At 67.8% G+C, this 15,264-nt stretch carries 14 protein-coding genes and 1 pseudogene; 8 read left to right on the top strand and 7 right to left on the bottom strand.

What is annotated here, in order from left to right:
* Positions 1-728: transposase (locus tag AB0G16_RS26935; protein ID WP_362810570.1), on the top strand; the 728-nt coding region annotated here is incomplete at its 5' end.
* A 242-nt stretch (positions 729-970) separates the two neighbouring features.
* Here the strand turns inward: AB0G16_RS26935 and AB0G16_RS26930 are convergent.
* The 4 genes and pseudogenes from AB0G16_RS26930 to AB0G16_RS26915 all read right to left on the bottom strand — a co-directional run bounded on the left by AB0G16_RS26930 (position 971) and on the right by AB0G16_RS26915 (position 4,575).
* A complete protein-coding gene (locus AB0G16_RS26930; RefSeq protein WP_362810567.1) occupies positions 971-1,117 on the bottom strand; it encodes a hypothetical protein in 147 nt (48 codons plus the stop codon).
* A gap of 125 nt (positions 1,118-1,242) precedes the next feature.
* Positions 1,243-1,791, bottom strand: coding sequence for a hypothetical protein (locus tag AB0G16_RS26925; RefSeq protein WP_362810564.1), 549 nt, complete (start codon positions 1,789-1,791; stop codon positions 1,243-1,245).
* On the bottom strand, positions 1,788-2,909 hold the full coding sequence (locus AB0G16_RS26920) for an XRE family transcriptional regulator (protein WP_362810561.1): 1,122 nt from the start codon (positions 2,907-2,909) through the stop codon (positions 1,788-1,790). The genes AB0G16_RS26925 and AB0G16_RS26920 overlap by 4 nt, the downstream gene beginning before the upstream one ends.
* A gap of 292 nt (positions 2,910-3,201) precedes the next feature.
* A pseudogene (locus tag AB0G16_RS26915) lies at positions 3,202-4,575 on the bottom strand (IS1380 family transposase).
* Positions 4,576-5,239: 664 nt separating this feature from the next.
* On the opposite strand from AB0G16_RS26915, the gene AB0G16_RS26910 reads away from it, so the two are divergent.
* Both AB0G16_RS26910 and AB0G16_RS26905 read left to right on the top strand, forming a co-directional pair.
* Positions 5,240-6,259: a DUF4331 family protein gene (locus AB0G16_RS26910; protein WP_362810558.1), complete on the top strand. Its 1,020-nt coding sequence runs from the start codon at positions 5,240-5,242 to the stop codon at positions 6,257-6,259.
* A 210-nt stretch (positions 6,260-6,469) separates the two neighbouring features.
* Positions 6,470-7,219 (top strand): SDR family oxidoreductase, encoded by a 750-nt coding sequence (locus AB0G16_RS26905; RefSeq protein WP_362810555.1) that lies wholly within the window; start codon positions 6,470-6,472, stop codon positions 7,217-7,219.
* 394 nt (positions 7,220-7,613) lie between these two features.
* On the opposite strand, the gene AB0G16_RS26900 is transcribed toward AB0G16_RS26905, so the two are convergent.
* From AB0G16_RS26900 to AB0G16_RS26890, 3 genes are all read right to left on the bottom strand, one after another.
* On the bottom strand, positions 7,614-8,666 hold the full coding sequence (locus tag AB0G16_RS26900) for a hypothetical protein (protein ID WP_362810552.1): 1,053 nt from the start codon (positions 8,664-8,666) through the stop codon (positions 7,614-7,616).
* 95 nt (positions 8,667-8,761) lie between these two features.
* Entirely contained in the window at positions 8,762-9,286 is a 525-nt protein-coding gene (locus AB0G16_RS26895) for a hypothetical protein (protein WP_362810549.1), read from the bottom strand.
* 195 nt (positions 9,287-9,481) lie between these two features.
* Positions 9,482-9,748 (bottom strand): hypothetical protein, encoded by a 267-nt coding sequence (locus AB0G16_RS26890; RefSeq protein ID WP_362810546.1) that lies wholly within the window; start codon positions 9,746-9,748, stop codon positions 9,482-9,484.
* 521 nt (positions 9,749-10,269) lie between these two features.
* Here AB0G16_RS26890 and AB0G16_RS26885 point away from each other — a divergent pair.
* The 5 genes from AB0G16_RS26885 (at position 10,270) to AB0G16_RS26865 (ending at position 15,210) form a co-directional block, all read left to right on the top strand.
* Positions 10,270-10,494 (top strand): hypothetical protein, encoded by a 225-nt coding sequence (locus AB0G16_RS26885; protein WP_362810543.1) that lies wholly within the window; start codon positions 10,270-10,272, stop codon positions 10,492-10,494.
* Positions 10,495-10,781: 287 nt separating this feature from the next.
* Complete coding sequence (locus tag AB0G16_RS26880; protein WP_362810540.1) at positions 10,782-12,359, top strand: alpha/beta fold hydrolase; 1,578 nt, start codon at positions 10,782-10,784, stop codon at positions 12,357-12,359.
* A gap of 162 nt (positions 12,360-12,521) precedes the next feature.
* A complete protein-coding gene (locus tag AB0G16_RS26875) occupies positions 12,522-13,421 on the top strand; it encodes a DUF6010 family protein (protein ID WP_362810536.1) in 900 nt (299 codons plus the stop codon).
* A gap of 29 nt (positions 13,422-13,450) precedes the next feature.
* Complete coding sequence (locus tag AB0G16_RS26870) at positions 13,451-14,605, top strand: histidine kinase (RefSeq protein ID WP_362810533.1); 1,155 nt, start codon at positions 13,451-13,453, stop codon at positions 14,603-14,605.
* Positions 14,602-15,210 carry a response regulator transcription factor gene (locus AB0G16_RS26865; RefSeq protein ID WP_362810530.1) on the top strand — a complete coding sequence of 203 codons (609 nt, stop codon included), beginning with the start codon at positions 14,602-14,604 and terminating at the stop codon, positions 15,208-15,210. The genes AB0G16_RS26870 and AB0G16_RS26865 overlap by 4 nt, the downstream gene beginning before the upstream one ends.
* Positions 15,211-15,264 lie beyond the last annotated feature (54 nt).

Genomic DNA, 15,264 nt, shown 5'->3' with positions numbered 1-15,264 from the left:
TCAGCACGGCAACCTACGCTCGTTCCCTTTTACACCGCATCTCGGACGCGACCGTCGGCCTGCTGGAGTGCGCACGCCGACTGAACCTAAGCCTGAACACCGTCAAACGCTACGCCCGCGTCCACGAGCCAGAGCGGCTGCAACGCGCCCCGCAATACCGGCCCACCCTCGTCGACCCCTACCGCGACCACCTTCGACGCCGCCGCGGCGACGAGCCCGCCGTCCCCGTCCTGCACCTGTTCACCGAGATCAAAGCCCTCGGCTACCAGGGCAGCTTCAACCTGCTCTACCGCTACATCACCCAAGGAAGGGTCGAAGCCGACCGGCTTCCCATCTCCCCACGCCGCCTGGCCCGACTCCTGCTCACCCGGCCCGACCGCCTCACCGACGACCAACGGCGCTTACACGACGACCTCACCGCCACCTGCCCCGAGATGATCGACCTGGCCGGGCTGGTGCGCACCTTCGCCGACCTGCTCCGGCCACGCCAGGACAACGCCGACCACCTCGACGCGTGGATCACCACCGCGCGCGGCGCCGATCTACCTCATCTGCACGCCTTCACCCGAGGCCTCGACCAGGACCACGAAGCCGTCCGCGCGGCCGTCACCATGCCCTTCCACAACGGCGGCACCGAAGGCGTGAACACCAAGACCAAGCGCATCATGCGCCAGATGCACGGCCGAGCCGGCTTCACCTTGCTCCGCCACCGCATCCTCTTGGCCTAACCCTCCGTCACCACCGAAAGAGAGACAGAGCCGTCCACTGGACAGACCCGTCAACCACGGTCACTCACGACCGGTCGAACGCCCAGCTCAACCGCTCTACAAGGCGTGATCGATGCACTTCCCAAGCTGACAGCGCGGGTTCGATTCCCGTCACCCGCTCCATACGCTAAGGCCCAGGTCAGGATGCGAATCCGAACCGGGGCCTTCGTTGTTTTCTAAGCCTCTTCGATCTTCCGTGCCCGTTACGTGCCCGATGCCGGTGGATCTTCTTTCTTGAGAGCGGCTTCGGCGAGCTTTCCCATGCCGTCGGCGATCATCTGACCCCGCCCGTTCTCGGTGTGCAGATAGATCAGCGCGGCCCGCGTGGTCAAGTGCCCCATCCGGTTCATCAGCTCCCGCAGGGTCGCACCCGACTGCGAGGCGAACGTGTTGCCCGTATGGCGAACAGACGCGACGGGGCAGCAAAGGTGGCTTCCAGACCTAATCGCAGGAGGAGTCCGGCGAACGGAGCGTCTCAGTAGTATTCGATGAGCCCTTCCTCCAGCGCCCACTTCCTGAAACCACCGGGACCGAAAGGAAGGAAATACTTACCCGCAAGCAGATCATCGGCAAGTGCCTCCACCATCGGTACAGTCAACTGCCCCGCTCGGATAGCACTGCAGAGCAGCGGGAGCGTGGCTGTCACCCGGATGCCCTGCTCTTCGGCGATGGTTCGGGGAACGCTATCGTCGAGCACTGTCTCGAAGCCGCGGGTCTTTCCTAGAGCTAGCACACCGCATTCGCCGCGATTCGACCCGTTGGCGACGAGTCGCTGTTCGTAGGCCGCAAACGCGACCAGGAAGTCCATGTCGGTGCTACGGTCAACACTGATCCAGCCTGCGTCGAGGACTTGATGCAAGGCGGGATAATCATGGGCCTGGTTCTTGAGCTCGCGTTCAACGCTCTCTGGGATGATGACCGGGCGTTCGCCAGCAAGGAATTTCAAGACGCCTAACCACCCATGTACAGCGAAGTGACGCAGGGGACCGGTGTCGAAAACCATGGCGTCCGATGACTGTGTCACGACACGAAATTCCAGATCTCGTCTTCCCGGCGTTTCCGGCGCGCAGGTAGGTCGTACTCAGTGAAGGTGCCTTGGAGTAGTTCAAGCGCGCGTGCCTGACTGATCCGTTCATCACGGAAGGTACGCAGGATCGCTTTTTGGTATGACAAAGGCAAGCTGGTTCCTTCAAGGTCGACTGGCACAGTCAACCCGAATTCCACGATATCGGCACGAGTGGTGGTGACACCGCGGACCAGTGCAGCGCCTTCCCTATCGACGAGATCCAATTCTTCCAGTCTCCTGGCAAGCGTTGCCATGTCGACCCGAAAATTGCTGGCAAGCAGCACAGCGGTATCGCGAAGTTCAGCCGACTTGTACTGAGTCCAAGCAGCCCGCATGCCAGGCTCGGGCAGCAGCAACGACCGCGCAAACCCATCCAAGCGTGCCTCAATACCACTACTCTGTCGGTCAGCGACACGCCAGTCGACGGTGTATTCATCAGCGATCAAGTAATGACCCAACTCATGGGCCGCTGCAAGACGGCGGCGCCCTACCTTGTTGTAGCTGTTCACCAGACTTACCCCACCCCGGCGGAGCAAGATCGTCCCAGCATCAGCCGTGTCCACTCCCAAATCAGCGGAAAAGACCAAGAGCCCCATCTTGGCGGCCTTACCAACCAGGTCGTATATAGGTTCCGTGTCAGTGAGGCCGAGATTGGTCCGCGTAGCGACCGCAAGAGCGTCGGCGTCCGACGAAGTTCGGGGGGGAGGGAACGACACAACGTCGTCTCCGGGGAGCGCGAGTTCGCTAGGAGTCAATTCAGCAACGAACTCAACGTTAGCGGCGATGTTTGCCAGAAGTCTGTCGATCTTCGAGTCAGCCGTGTCCAAGCCCTGAGCAGAGCGATGAGATACCAGCGCTGGGATAGGCTCCGAGAAGAACGAGGACATGCTCACACCGAGCGCCGCCGCGATATCTGACAGTTCAAGTGCGGTGACCTTGCGGGCACCACACTCGATCTTGTTCACTGCTGTTCGGTCAAGGCTCACAAGCTGACCAAGTTCGCCCTGCTTCAAGCCAGCCCGCTCACGCGCCTCCCTGACTCTGGCACCAAGCGTCTTCTCGTCTACCTCAGCCATGTGTACGATTTTCGCACACATGGAGACCGAAGGCACGCCCAAAACCCCGCGATCAGCCTGATTGGGCAGTGCGGTCTTGCTACCTCCTACCCTCACATCGACAATCCGGAGGTCGGCCCCGTTACCAACTAGCCTCGATCTTTCATGATCTTCGTGTGGTTGGCTGAGGCATCCGGCTGAGTGTTGATTTCGCTTCTTGGTCAGCGTGGTGGCCCGGCTGTCGCGCCGGGTGGGCGGGGTTCCACGAGCCCGCGGGTGTCCTTTCTTGGTCGGTGGAGCGGTTTGGCGCTGGTCAGGGCGGTGACGGCAAGCCTTGCAGGCGGCTGACGGCGGTGATGATCTGCGTGGCCCAAGGGCATCGGGCGGTAATGCGGAGCCGGAGCCGTCGGCCGCCGTGGACCAGGTGCCCGGCGATGGCGAACAGGCGTAATCGCAAGCGTTTGGGCTCCCAGCGGCGGGCGGGGCCCTCCGGGGCGAGCATCTGCATCCACGCGATGAGGTCGCAGGCCAGCGCGACGATCTCGCACCAGATGTGGTTTTGGGTGAAGTCGTGCAGGGGCAGGTTACGCAGGCCGGTGTCCTTGGCGGTGCGGATGCGGTCCTCGGCTCGGGCGCGGCGGCGATGGCGCAGTTCAAGGTCGGGAAGCTGGCCGCCGGTGGTGTTGGTGACGAAACAGGTGAAGCGGTGGCCGCCCGGGTCGGTGAAGCGCGGCCGCGCACCTGGATGGGGGCGCTCCCTGCGGACGATGACGCGCATTTTGCGGGGCCAGGAGGTGAGGTTGAGCATGGCGGTGATCTCGGCGACCCAGGCGCCTGGCCGTACCTGTCCCTCGGCGTCGTAGGCGGGGGTCCACGCTGTGGCGGGCAGGCGCAGGATCGCCGCTTCGAGGTCGTCGGTGATGGTGAAGCCGATGGAGTATTTCAACTACCGGCTCGGTCGGGTCAGCCAGGTGAGGAACTCATGAGTGCCGCCGCCTGAGTCGGTGCGGATCAGGACCTGGTGGCGTTGGGCCCGGGGTAGTTGGGCCAGGGCCAAGACGGTGGCGTTGATGTGGTCGGTGGCGGTGTTGGAGCCGGCGTTGCCCGCCCTGAGCACCAGGGCCAGGGGCTCACCGGCTCCGTTTGCGCCGTGGTCGGCGAAGGCGGTCATGGGGTGAAAACCGAAGGTTTTCTTCCAGGTCGGGGTGGCGTTTTCCTTGTCGGAGTGGGAGATGACGATGGTGGCGTCCAGATCGATGGGGATCAGCTGGCCATCGGCTCCGGGTGCGGCTGACTTGGCGAGGGTCCAGGCGTGTTCACGTGCGGTGGCGCGGGCGGTGCGGATCGCTTTGAGGGCTTTGGTGGTGTCGGTGGCGAGCCGGTCGATCAGCCGGGAGACGGTCGGGTCGGAGGTGATGGGGCCGAACAGTGCTGGCTGAGAGCGCAGGGTTGCGATGTCGGCCAGGCAGTCACCTCCCAGGGCGAGGCTGACGGCGAGATCAGCGATGATCTTGCCGGGGTCGTGGATCGCGCGGGCCGGTCGCCATCGCTGTAGTTGCTTCGACAGGGCATGGTTCAGGCCGGTGAGGCGCAGCGTTTCCAGCAACAGCAGTGCGCCGGATTGGGAGATGAGCCCGGAGGTGTCGGCGGACATGACGATCTTGGGTCGCGGCGCGATAGTCTTCACGTGAAAAGTGCCTCTTGAGCTGGTGTGGACGGGACCTTAGACAAGTCCGATCATCCCAGTTCAGAGGCACTTTTCTCATGTAAACGATCAAGGCTGTCGATATTCGCCATGAAAGCCCGAGGCTAGAGCGAACGGCCAGGTCAGAGCAGGTCTCGGCAGTGCCCTGCAGAGCCGCTGGCGTCTGCAGTCACCGTGGCGTCACGTGCGGGCGACCGCCTTGGTGGCTGCGGCCGTGAAAGCGAAGACCTCCCACTGTTGCTTGCCGTTGAACGATCGCTCGGAGCTCGGGCGGGGTAGGCCAGGGCGCGCTGCGGGTCGCGCCGCCTCATCAGATCAGGCGGTGTCGTTGGAGTAACTGCTCGACCGGCCGAACGCGCGGATGGTCCCCGATCCATGACCTCATGATCGACGGGGTTGCCCTGGTCTTGCCGTACTGGATTACCGCAGGTGAGCGGCGGGAAGACATTCCACCTCCCCTTTCGCGCGAAGGGGATCACATGACGGCGATCACGGACCGGAACCACGACGGGGCACAGCGAGACCGGCTCGCCGATGCACTGCTCCACACGGCGTCCCGCCTTGGCCACCGACGGCCCGACGCGATCATGGGCCGGACTGGAGCGCTCTAGCGGTTTCCGGCGAGCGAGCAACGAAAGGATCTGACATGTCCAACCACTTCACCGGCCTCAGCCTTGGGCCGCCACTCGGCGACCAGCGCCTCGACCTGTGCGACCTTTACGCCTTCGGGGCGCCCGGCGATCCGAGCAGAATCGTTCTCATCCTCAACGCCAATCCCAACGCAGACGCCCTGCACCCTGACGCCATATACCGCCTGAACATTGACAACGACGGCGATTACCTGGCCGACGTCGCCTTCAGCTGGGTCTTCGACCCGCCGGCGTCCGACGGCTCTCAGACCTACAGCGTCTTCATGGCAACTGGTGCGGAGGCCCGCAGGCCGGAGGCGGTCGGCACCAAGATCGTGTCGGACGCCGCCGTTTCCTTCGGCCCCCAGGCCAACGTGGTCGGCAGCGGCGGTTACGAGGTGGCTGCCGGGAGCCGCAGTGACGCCTTCTTCTTCGACTTCGACGGAATCAAGAATCTGTTCGACACCGGCGGCAACCGGAACTTCACCGCACCGCACCTGGGCGGGAGGTCCCCGTGGACCGGCGTCGACTCCAACAGCACGGCCAACGTCTTTTCCATGGCCGTCGAACTGCCGGCCGCGGAGCTGGCGCCCGACCCCGAGCTACGCATCTGGGGACGGTGCAGCGTCCTGCGCGACGGCGAACTCGTCCACGCCGACCGAGCCGGACACCCGTCAATGAGCAGCTTCTTCAACACCGACGACACGAAGGAGGAGTACAACGCCAGCGAACCGGTCGACGACCGGACCAGGTGGACAGACCAGTTCGTCCACCTGCTGGGCCACACCGGCGGTTACTCGCGTGAGGAGGCGATCACCGCGCTCGACCTGCACGGTCTCCTGCCGGATGTACTGCACTTCGACCCGTCCAAGCCTGCCGCGTACCCCAATGGCCGGACATTCGTGGAAGACGTCATCGACATCCGTGTCGCGTTCCTCACCAAGAACGAGGCCCCGCCCACCGGGCTGACGCCGCACACCGACGCCCTGGACCGGTTCCCTTACCTCGGCGCCCCGCACCCGGTGGCCGCCTCCTGACGTGCGACGTGCGCGCCGATCCGCCCGGCCTCGGCGGAGTCGCCGGCACCGTGGTTGACGATGATCGTGCCGGAGGGGGTGTTCGACGGGAGACGCCGCTCGTCGAGCAGGTTCCGGCTGCGGATGACCGTACCCGGTCCAGGGCCGTGTGGTCGACGCCTCTTCCGGCAGGAATGAAAAGGGTTCAGCAGAACGAACAGGAGAAAAGCCATGGGGCAGCTTGAGGACAGGACCGCCGTCGTCACCGGCGCCACCAGTGGCATCGGCCTGGCCTCTGCGCGCCGGTTCGCGGCCGAGGGTGCCTATGTGTTCATCACCGGCCGCCGCCAGGAGGCGCTCGATGCGGCGGTCACCGAGATCGGCGCGAACGTCACCGGTGTGTGCGGCGACGTTTCCGACCTCGCCGACCTCGACCGGCTCTACACGGCCGTCGCCGAACAGGGACGCCACATCGACGTGCTGTTCGCCAACGCCGGCGGTGGCGAATTCTCCAGTTTGGAGCAGGTCACCGAGCAGCATTTCAACGCGACCTTCGACACCAACGTCAAAGGGACGCTGTTCACGGTCCAGAAGGCACTGCCGCTGCTCAACGACGGCGCCTCGGTCATCCTCACCGGCTCCACCGCCGCCACCAAAGGCGAGGAGGCCTTCGGCGTCTATGCCGCCTCCAAGGCTGCCGTCCGCTCCTTCGCCCGCACCTGGGCCAATGAGCTCAGAGGTCGTGCGATCAGGGTGAACACCCTCGTGCTCGGCCCCATCGACACTCCCGGCATCACCGGCCTGGCCGCCGACCAGGGACAGGCCGAACAACTCAAGAGTCACCTCGCAAGCATCGTGCCCCTGGGCCGGATGGGCCGCCCGGAAGAGGCCGCGGCCACCGCCCTCTTCCTCGCCTCCGACCAGAGCAGCTTCGTCACCGGTATCGAGCTGTTCGCAGACGGTGGCCTCAACCAGATCTGACCACTCGCCCGACCCGCCGGTAGCCGCGTGGGGTGCTCGGCGTCCACAGGTCAACGACTTACCACGACAACGACAGGCCGCCCTGAGCGTCTTCGCTCGTGGCGACCGGCCCGAGCCCGTGCTTGACCGAGCCGACGACAGACCGTCCAGGCAGGGACAGCAGGGACAGCAGGGACAGCAGGGGGAATCACACCTCGTCCACCCGCACACCTGCTTTCCCAGCTCAGCCCGCCAACACCAGCGGCCGATCCCCAAGCTGACAGCGCGGGTTCGATTCCCGTCACCCGCTCCACGCTTCAAGGCCCAGATCAAGAACAGATCCCCTACCCGGACTTTGATCGTTTCCGCGGGTCTCCTTCACCCCGGACCACCCACCGCGCAGGACAATCCTGACTCATCCGCGAGAGGGGGACCACGGGGGCAGCGAGGCGTGACCTGGCAGGGAGGCATCCGGGGTCGGCGAGGGCGGTGAAATATCCGGCGGTGGCACAGCCGGGTACTGGTTTACCCCATACGGCACCGGCAGCCCACTCGACGCGTCCAGCATGATCCGGTCGCCGAGTGGCTTGGCCAGTGTGACCTCGGTGGCCCCGATCAATCCCACAGCAGTGCAGACACCGGCGGCCGTCTCGATATCGAGGTCGACCACCACCAGGTCGTCCGCCTCGAAGCTTCGCACGTCGTGCAGTTCGTCACAGCCACCAGACATGTATTCGAGCCGGACGGTCGTTCCTTCGCCTGGCCGGTAGCCGTTGACCTCGGCCCCTCCGAGGGCGGGTGGAGGGCTGGAGCGTGCCGTGGGAGCAATCGCAACCCGGCTGAACGTGCCTGGTACGTCCCGCACGCTGAACTGCCACGCCGGGACGACGGCCGGACCCCGGCTGGTCTGGATCTGGACCTCGCCCAGGCGCGCCCCGATGACCGTGAGCAGCCCGCACTCGCCCGGAGCGCACTTCTGGTGCGGGTTGGGCATGCTCATCTGCTCGTACGCCGCCGTAGCCCGCAGCAGCGGCGATGTCATCGTCGTCCCGTCAAGCCACCGGATCTCACCGTGGGAAGGAGCACTGTCTGGCAGATCCGCGTGAAGTTCCCATTTCCCGGCGACGAAGGCCAACTTGCTGCGACCGGTGAACTGAACATCCTTGCCCAGCACCGTGAGCTCCTGCTGGGGGACGAACCCGCGTACCCATTCCTCGGACAGCCCTGTCGCCCGCCACCGCTCCGCGACCGCGCGCATATCAACGACCGGTGAACCCGGGACAACCAGGGCGCCCCCCTGGCCGCATCCGGCCAGCACGATCGCGCCGACCACCGGCGTGAACCATGAAGCCCTCACGCCTTCTACGACGCACCCCGCCTCCAATTGGTTCATCGTTGCCGTACGGGAGCGGGAAGAGGGGCGACCACGTTCGATCGCGACCGGCCCTACGCTCATGTCAGCGCTCATATGAGCCGTTGTCCATGTAATTCTCAAGCTCACGGCGCGGGTTCGATTCCCGTCACCCGCTCCACGTTCCGAGCGCTGCAGGCTCGCGTATCGGATCAGGCGCACCACCCCCTGAGCCTCTGGCGCGTGTACCGCTGATCAGGATCTCCGAACTCCATGCCGTTCTCGTCGAGAGCGTTGTAGATCGTCAGGCGGCCATGAGAGAAGAGGAAACCGACAGCCACCGCCCCCTGCGCCATGTCGTCACCTGTCCACTCGAGAAGCTCCACGGCTCGCACTCTCCGCCCCCGCAAGCTCACCAGCTCGTCAGGTTCGTCCCCTCGCCACGTCAGCCGGAGCCCTTCCCCCGCCCAATCCAGCGGCTGAGCCGGATCGACCGTGTTCCACGTGATCGAAATCTCGTCGAACTTCTGGTGGACGATCTCGACCTGCTCACCCTCGAAGTCCAGCAGGACCAGGCCGTCGGGGAACCAGGCATCCTCGTCGAGGTCCCACACCAGCAGGGCTCGGGTCAGCCTCCGCCCTTCCAGCATGGCCAGTCTCCCCCCATGAGCGGCGGCAACCACCGAACTCCCGCTCAACCATGCGGGCCTGTATCCACTGATCCCGAAGTCGAACATCTGGCGATCATGCCAGGAGTCGATGCCGGGAGGCCAAGCCCTTACGAGCAAGCCGCGGCACCGACAGGGGGCGCCGGCACCCGCGCCAGACGCCTGCCCTGGACGCAGCGGTTTCCATCCTTGGATTCAGTCTTTCGGACCGGTGGTGCGGTGCCGCCACACGGAATTCACCGTGCGGTTACCGTGACCTACGGCTCAAATGGACTTCACCCACGACCGAGCTTCGTCGGCGGGCATCGCGAGTTCGTTCTGAACGAGAAGCACGGCTTCCTCTTCATTACCCCGGACCTTGAGCTGGCGCACACGGCCGACAATGTCCATAGCTCTCACCGGATCCGTATATTTAAGTACACGGCGTTGACGAATGCCTTTGACCATCAATACTACAAAAAATATGAAGAGGCAAACAAAAAGCGTGACGAAGAGTCCGACGAAAATGAAGGGGAGCACGAAGTCGGGCATCTGAGGATCGTAGCGCGGTGGCTGACGTAGGGGCCGATCATCCCGCCTGTCATCGGCCCGGCCAAGCCAGAAAGAATCCGGGGAAGACAAATCACGCCTCCCGGAGGAGGACCAGGTGACAGGCTGCCCCTCGGGCCGTTGGCGGGCCGTCGACCAGGGTTACGAGGGGAGAACCACGGTCACTCACGACCGTCCGAACGCCCAGCTCGGCCGCTCCGCAAGGCGTGATCGATGCACTTCCCGGGCTGACGGCACGGGTTCGGCTCCCGTCACCCGCTCCACGCTTCAGGTCCCGGGCCACGGGTGGTTCCCGAACCTGGAGGTTCCCGCGTACTCGGCGAATCCGTCGTCCATCCATCGTCTCCGTTTCGTTGTCCCCGGCGATGACTACCGTCCGGGAGGCACCTTCGGATGACAGGTGTCACGCACCACGATGCGACGGGAAGGTCCGGGCGGGAGAGGCGTGCGCACGCGTGGCGTATCCCTTTGCCGGCCTCACACACCGATGGGATGCTCTGCCCATGAGCGAACCAGAGGATCCCGCCGCACGTCAGGGGAAGGAAACCGGCGGTGCGCAACCGGTGGACGGGTGGGGGAACGCCGCTCTCGTCCTGAGCGCGGCGATTCCCGTCTTCGGCTTCGTCATCGAGGAAGAGCTCACCACCAACGCCCTCCTTGGAGCGCTCATCTTCGCGACCGTCGGAATTGGACTGCGTATCGAGGCAGCGATCAAAAGTCGTGGGTGACGTGCCACTCGTGTGCCGGTACGGCCGGGGAACAAGGGGCTCGCGAATGGGTGGAGAACGTCTTCCGCCTGCACCGCAGCGCTTCGGGAAACCGTGTACCGAAATCTTCCACACCGATTGCCGGGCCATGAAAACACCATGAAAACGATCACGGGCAGCGATCCGCCTGACCAGGCCGGCTTGGTCGGACCGGCGCTGCGGGCTTGACACGGTCCGCGCGCCAGGTGATCGTCAGGGCCCGGCCTCCCCGGGTCGCTCGCGAACCGCCCCTCACGGCAGGGAGACCCATGCCCGTACGGAAAGCCCCCCTCGCCTCGCCGGCGGCGCTCGCCGTCGCCGGCGGCACGAACGCGGTCCCGGCCGGCCCGGCACGCGGGCGGCGCCGGTCCGGACGCCTCGTCCGTGCCGTGACGGCCGCCGCGCTCGCACCGGTCGCCGCCGCGGCCCTGGCCGCCCCCGCGGTCGCCGCACCCGGCACCGCCACCGGGGGCAAGGGGCTGCGGTGGGAGGCGTGCGCCGGGGTGAGCACGCCGGACCTGCGATGCGCACGGGTCACCGTCCCCCTCGACCACCGCCGCCCGCGCGGCCGCACCATCTCCGTCGTCGTCTCCCGGCTGCCCGCCACCGACCCGGCGCGGCGCCGGGGCGTTCTGCTCACCACCGGCGGCGGACCCGGCGGGCCGGGCGTCCCGCTGCCGGTGAGCCTCGCCCCGGCGCTGTCCGCCGAGGTCCGCGCCCGGTATGACCTGATCGGGTTTGACATGCGATTCGTCGAGCGCAGCACGCCCATCGGCTGCGGGCAGCCCGAGGAGGAGCCCGGCGGGTTCTGGGTACGTCCTGCGGCCCCCGGACGCTTCCTCGCCGAGGCCGCCGAGGCCCGGCGGTACGCCGAGGACTGCGTACGGGCCTCCGGCTGGGCCCTGCCGCACGCCACCACCGCGAACGCCGCCCGCGACATGGACCTCATCCGCGCGGCCCTCGGCGAGGAGAAGATCTCCTACCTGGGCGGCTCGTACGCGGGACTGCTCGGCACCGTCTACGGCACGCTGTTCCCGCACCGCGTGGACCGGTTCGTCCTGGACAGCCCGGTGAACGCCGACACGATCTGGCGGCCCTACGAGATGGGCCGCACCCCCGCGTTCGAGAAGGGAACGGTGGCCCTCGCCGCCTGGGCCGCCGGGCGGCACTCCGAATACGGTCTGGGGGAGACCACCGCACAGGTGCACGCCACACTCACCGGGATCCTCGACCGGGCCACCCGAGCGCCCATCGTCATCGGCGGTCACGCCTGGACCGTCGGCGAGCTGGGCTCCCTGCTGGTGGCCGGGATCTACGACGAGCGCGCCTTCGGCGTCGTCGCCGCCGCCTTCGCCGCCGTCGCGGCCGGACGGGAGCCGTCCCTGCCGTTCCCCGTCCGCCCTCCGCGGCCCGAGGGCGTGCCCGGCGTGCCCGCCGGCCACTACACCGCCACCAACATCGCCTACCGCTGCGCCGACGCCCCATGGCCGCGCGACCCGCGCGTCTACCTGCGCGACATCGCCTCCCAGCGGGACCGCCACCCGCTGTTCGGCCCGGTCAACGCCAACATCAACCCCTGCGCGTTCTGGCCGCCCGCCAAGGACGAAACGGTGCGGCTCGACGGCAGCCGCGCGCCGGCCGCCCTGGTCGTCGCGGCCCTGCGGGACGTGGCGGTGCCGGCGTCCGTGAGCGGGGCCGTGGCCGCGCGCATCCGCGGGTCACGCCTGGTCACGATCGACGCCCACACCCACGCCCCGTTCCCGCATTACGGGAACGCCTGCCTCGACGCCACGGTCACCCGCTACCTCACCACCGGCGAACTGCCGGCCACCGACACCGCCTGCTGACCCCGCCGGCCGACACCGTCTGCCGACACCGCCTGCCGACACCGCCGGCCGTCACGTCGACGCAGGGGCCGGGCGTTCACGGTCCGGGGGTGCGATCCGCACGGTCGATCGGTGACATGACGGGGGTGGGGGTTGCGCGCCCCCGCCCGCACCCTTGGATCCATGGACACCGAAACGGACATCACCGCGGCCGACACGTCGCGCCCCCCGGGCACCCGCCCCTCCCCCCGGCCCTCCGGCCGCCGGTACTTCGCGTGGCACTTCGCCGAGATGGTGATCGCCATGATCGTCGGGATGTTGCTGTTCGGCCAGGTGTGGGAGGCCGTCTCCCCGCTGCTCGGCTGGTCGGACGCGCTCGCGCGCGCCGACCTCGCCGCCATGGTGATGGCCACCGACATGACCCTGGGCATGACGATCTGGATGCGCGTCCGCGGCCACGACTGGCCGGGCATCGCCGAGATGGGCGCGGCGATGTTCGTCCCGTACCTCGTGCTGCTCGTCCCCTTCTGGACCGGGGCGCTGTCGGGCGACGGCCTCATGGCCGGCGGGCACCTGCTGATGCTTCCCGCCATGCTCGTCGCGATGCTGCTCCGCCGAGAGGAGTACGGCCGGCCGCACCGCCAGCCCGCCCGGCCTGAGCCGCCGGCCGACGCCGGTCGACGCCGGCGGATCACGGCATGGCTGGTGCACCGGTGGCCGTCGTGGCTGGCCCTGGTGATCACCATCGACAGCTGGGGCTCGTCCTCCGCTCCCCCGCCGTGGATGCTCGTGATCCTCGCCGGCGCCTACCTGGCCATCGGCGCGGCCCGGAAGCACCTGCGGGAGCCGGGCGTGCTCGCGCTCCAGCTGGGGGTGTTCGCCGTCTACGTGGCGCTGGCCGCGGTGGCGACGGCGGTGGGCGGAAACCTCTCCCTCTACCTGGTGGCCGCCGGCTGGCTCGCCCACGCGGGGTGGGACATCATCCACCACCGTGCCGACAGGGTCGTCCCGCGAGCGTACGCCGAGGCCTGCATCGTCATCGACACGGTCATCGGCGTGACCATCCTCCTCATGCTGTGGTGAGGTCCGCCGCACCGGCACAGGGAGGAACCATGCGACGAATTACAATCACCGGTGTGTTCCGGCAGCGGCTGCGATGGGTCAGGGTGGCGACCCTGGGCTCGCTGGCCACCGCCGTGCTCATGACTTTGGCCATGCCGGGTTTCGGCCTCGGCGTGGAGACCGATCCGCTGCGGATCGCGCTCGGCGCCACGGGCATCCTCGTCTTCGCCGCGGCGCAGGCCGCGGTCCTGTACGCGGCGGTCACGCCGTCGCTGTCGCAGGCCGTTCACCGCCGGCTGCTGGCGGGGTTCGCGACGGCGGCGGCCCTGTCGGTCCCGCTTACCGCCCCGCTGGGGGGTGGCGACTGGAAGACGTGGGCGTGGGTGGGCGCCTCGATCGTCGGCACCGCGCCCCTTCTCGGCGGGCGGGCCACGGCGGTCGCGGTCATGGCCGCGGCCGTCGCCGTCTCCGGCGTCGTGGGCTGGTGGAGCGGCGGGCCCCTCGTCGAGTACCTGGTGACGACCGTCGGCTTCGGGGTGATGACCATCGGCGTCACCGGTCTGCACGCCTGGCTGTGGAACCTCCTGATCGCCGCCCAGGAGGAGAACTCCGCGCAGGGGCGGCTGGCCGCCGCCCGGGAACGGCTGCGGTTCGGGCGCGACGTGCACGACCTGCTCGGCCACACCCTCTCGGTGATCGCCCTGAAGGCCGAACTGGCCGAGAGGCTCGTCTCCGTCGACGCCGCCCGTGCCGAGCAGGAGGCCGCGGCCGTGCGCCTGCTGGCCGCCTCCGCGCTCGCCGACCTCCGCAAGGCGGTCCACGGGTACCGCACGGTCGATCTCCGCGGTGAGCTCGACGAGGTCTCGCGGGTCCTCCGTTCCTCGGGGATACGGTGCACGGTCACCGACCGGACCGGCGAACTGCCGGTCGACGTCGCCGCCCCGCTCAGCATGGTCCTGCGTGAGGCCGGCACCAACGTCCTCAGGCACAGCACGGCGAGCTGGTGCTCCATAGAGCTGTCCCGCCACGACGACGAGGTACGGATGACCGTGACCAACGACGGCGCCGCCGCCGTGCGGCCCGACCGCCACAGCTCCGGGCTGCGCGGCCTGCGGGAGCGCCTCGCCGAGACGGGCGGCACGCTGGACGTCCGCGCCGACGGCGGGTTGTTCGTCCTGGAGTCGGCCATGCCGGTGCCCTCGTGATCAGGGTGCTCCTCGCCGACGACGAGGAACTGATCAGGACGGCCCTGGCCGCGCTGGTGTCCCTCGAGGTCGACCTGGAGGTGGTGGCCCAGGCCGGCGACGGCCGCGCGGCCGTGGAGGAGGCGCTGACCCACCGCCCCGACGTCGCCGTGGTCGACCTGCAGATGCCCCGGCTGGACGGCGTCGGCGTCGCCGCCGAGATCTCCAGGGCGCTGCCCGCCTGCGCGGTGATCATCCTCACCGGGTACGGCAAGCCCTCGATGCTGAAGCGCGCGCTGGACGCCGGGGCCAAGGGCTTCCTGCCCAAGGGCTCGCCCGGCGGACAGCTCGCCGACGTGATCAGACGGGTCCACCGGGGGAGCCGGTACGTGGACCCGGCGATGGCCGCCGACGCGCTGACCGCGCCCCCGTGCCCGTTGACCCCGCGGGAGCTGGAGGTGCTGCGGCTCGCGGAGCTCGACACCCCGGTCGCGGTGATCGCCCGGCGCACCCACCTGTCCCCCGGAACGGTCCGCAACCACCTGAGCGCCATCGTGGCCAAGCTCGGCGCCACCGGCCGCGCCGACGCCGCCCGCATCGCCGTCGACAACGGCTGGCTCCCCTGACGGCCTCGTCGCCCGTCACACGCGCACGACCCCGCTCAGCCTCACGAGCCGCGG

It is taken from the genome of Streptosporangium sp. NPDC023615 (assembly GCF_040640155.1).
Classification (GTDB): Bacteria; Actinomycetota; Actinomycetes; order Streptosporangiales; family Streptosporangiaceae; genus Streptosporangium.
Note: the sequence above shows the minus strand (reverse complement) of the source record. Positions and strands in the feature narration are given on the sequence as shown.

Coding starts and splice junctions, on each gene's coding strand:
- AB0G16_RS26930 (WP_362810567.1), bottom strand. CDS start 1,117: ATGAACCGGATGGGGCACTTGACCACGCGGGCCGCGCTGATCTATCTG.
- AB0G16_RS26920 (WP_362810561.1), bottom strand. CDS start 2,909: ATGGCTGAGGTAGACGAGAAGACGCTTGGTGCCAGAGTCAGGGAGGCG.
- AB0G16_RS26910 (WP_362810558.1), top strand. CDS start 5,240: ATGTCCAACCACTTCACCGGCCTCAGCCTTGGGCCGCCACTCGGCGAC.
- AB0G16_RS26905 (WP_362810555.1), top strand. CDS start 6,470: ATGGGGCAGCTTGAGGACAGGACCGCCGTCGTCACCGGCGCCACCAGT.
- AB0G16_RS26900 (WP_362810552.1), bottom strand. CDS start 8,666: ATGAGCGCTGACATGAGCGTAGGGCCGGTCGCGATCGAACGTGGTCGC.
- AB0G16_RS26895 (WP_362810549.1), bottom strand. CDS start 9,286: ATGTTCGACTTCGGGATCAGTGGATACAGGCCCGCATGGTTGAGCGGG.
- AB0G16_RS26890 (WP_362810546.1), bottom strand. CDS start 9,748: ATGCCCGACTTCGTGCTCCCCTTCATTTTCGTCGGACTCTTCGTCACG.
- AB0G16_RS26885 (WP_362810543.1), top strand. CDS start 10,270: ATGAGCGAACCAGAGGATCCCGCCGCACGTCAGGGGAAGGAAACCGGC.
- AB0G16_RS26880 (WP_362810540.1), top strand. CDS start 10,782: ATGCCCGTACGGAAAGCCCCCCTCGCCTCGCCGGCGGCGCTCGCCGTC.
- AB0G16_RS26875 (WP_362810536.1), top strand. CDS start 12,522: ATGGACACCGAAACGGACATCACCGCGGCCGACACGTCGCGCCCCCCG.
- AB0G16_RS26870 (WP_362810533.1), top strand. CDS start 13,451: ATGCGACGAATTACAATCACCGGTGTGTTCCGGCAGCGGCTGCGATGG.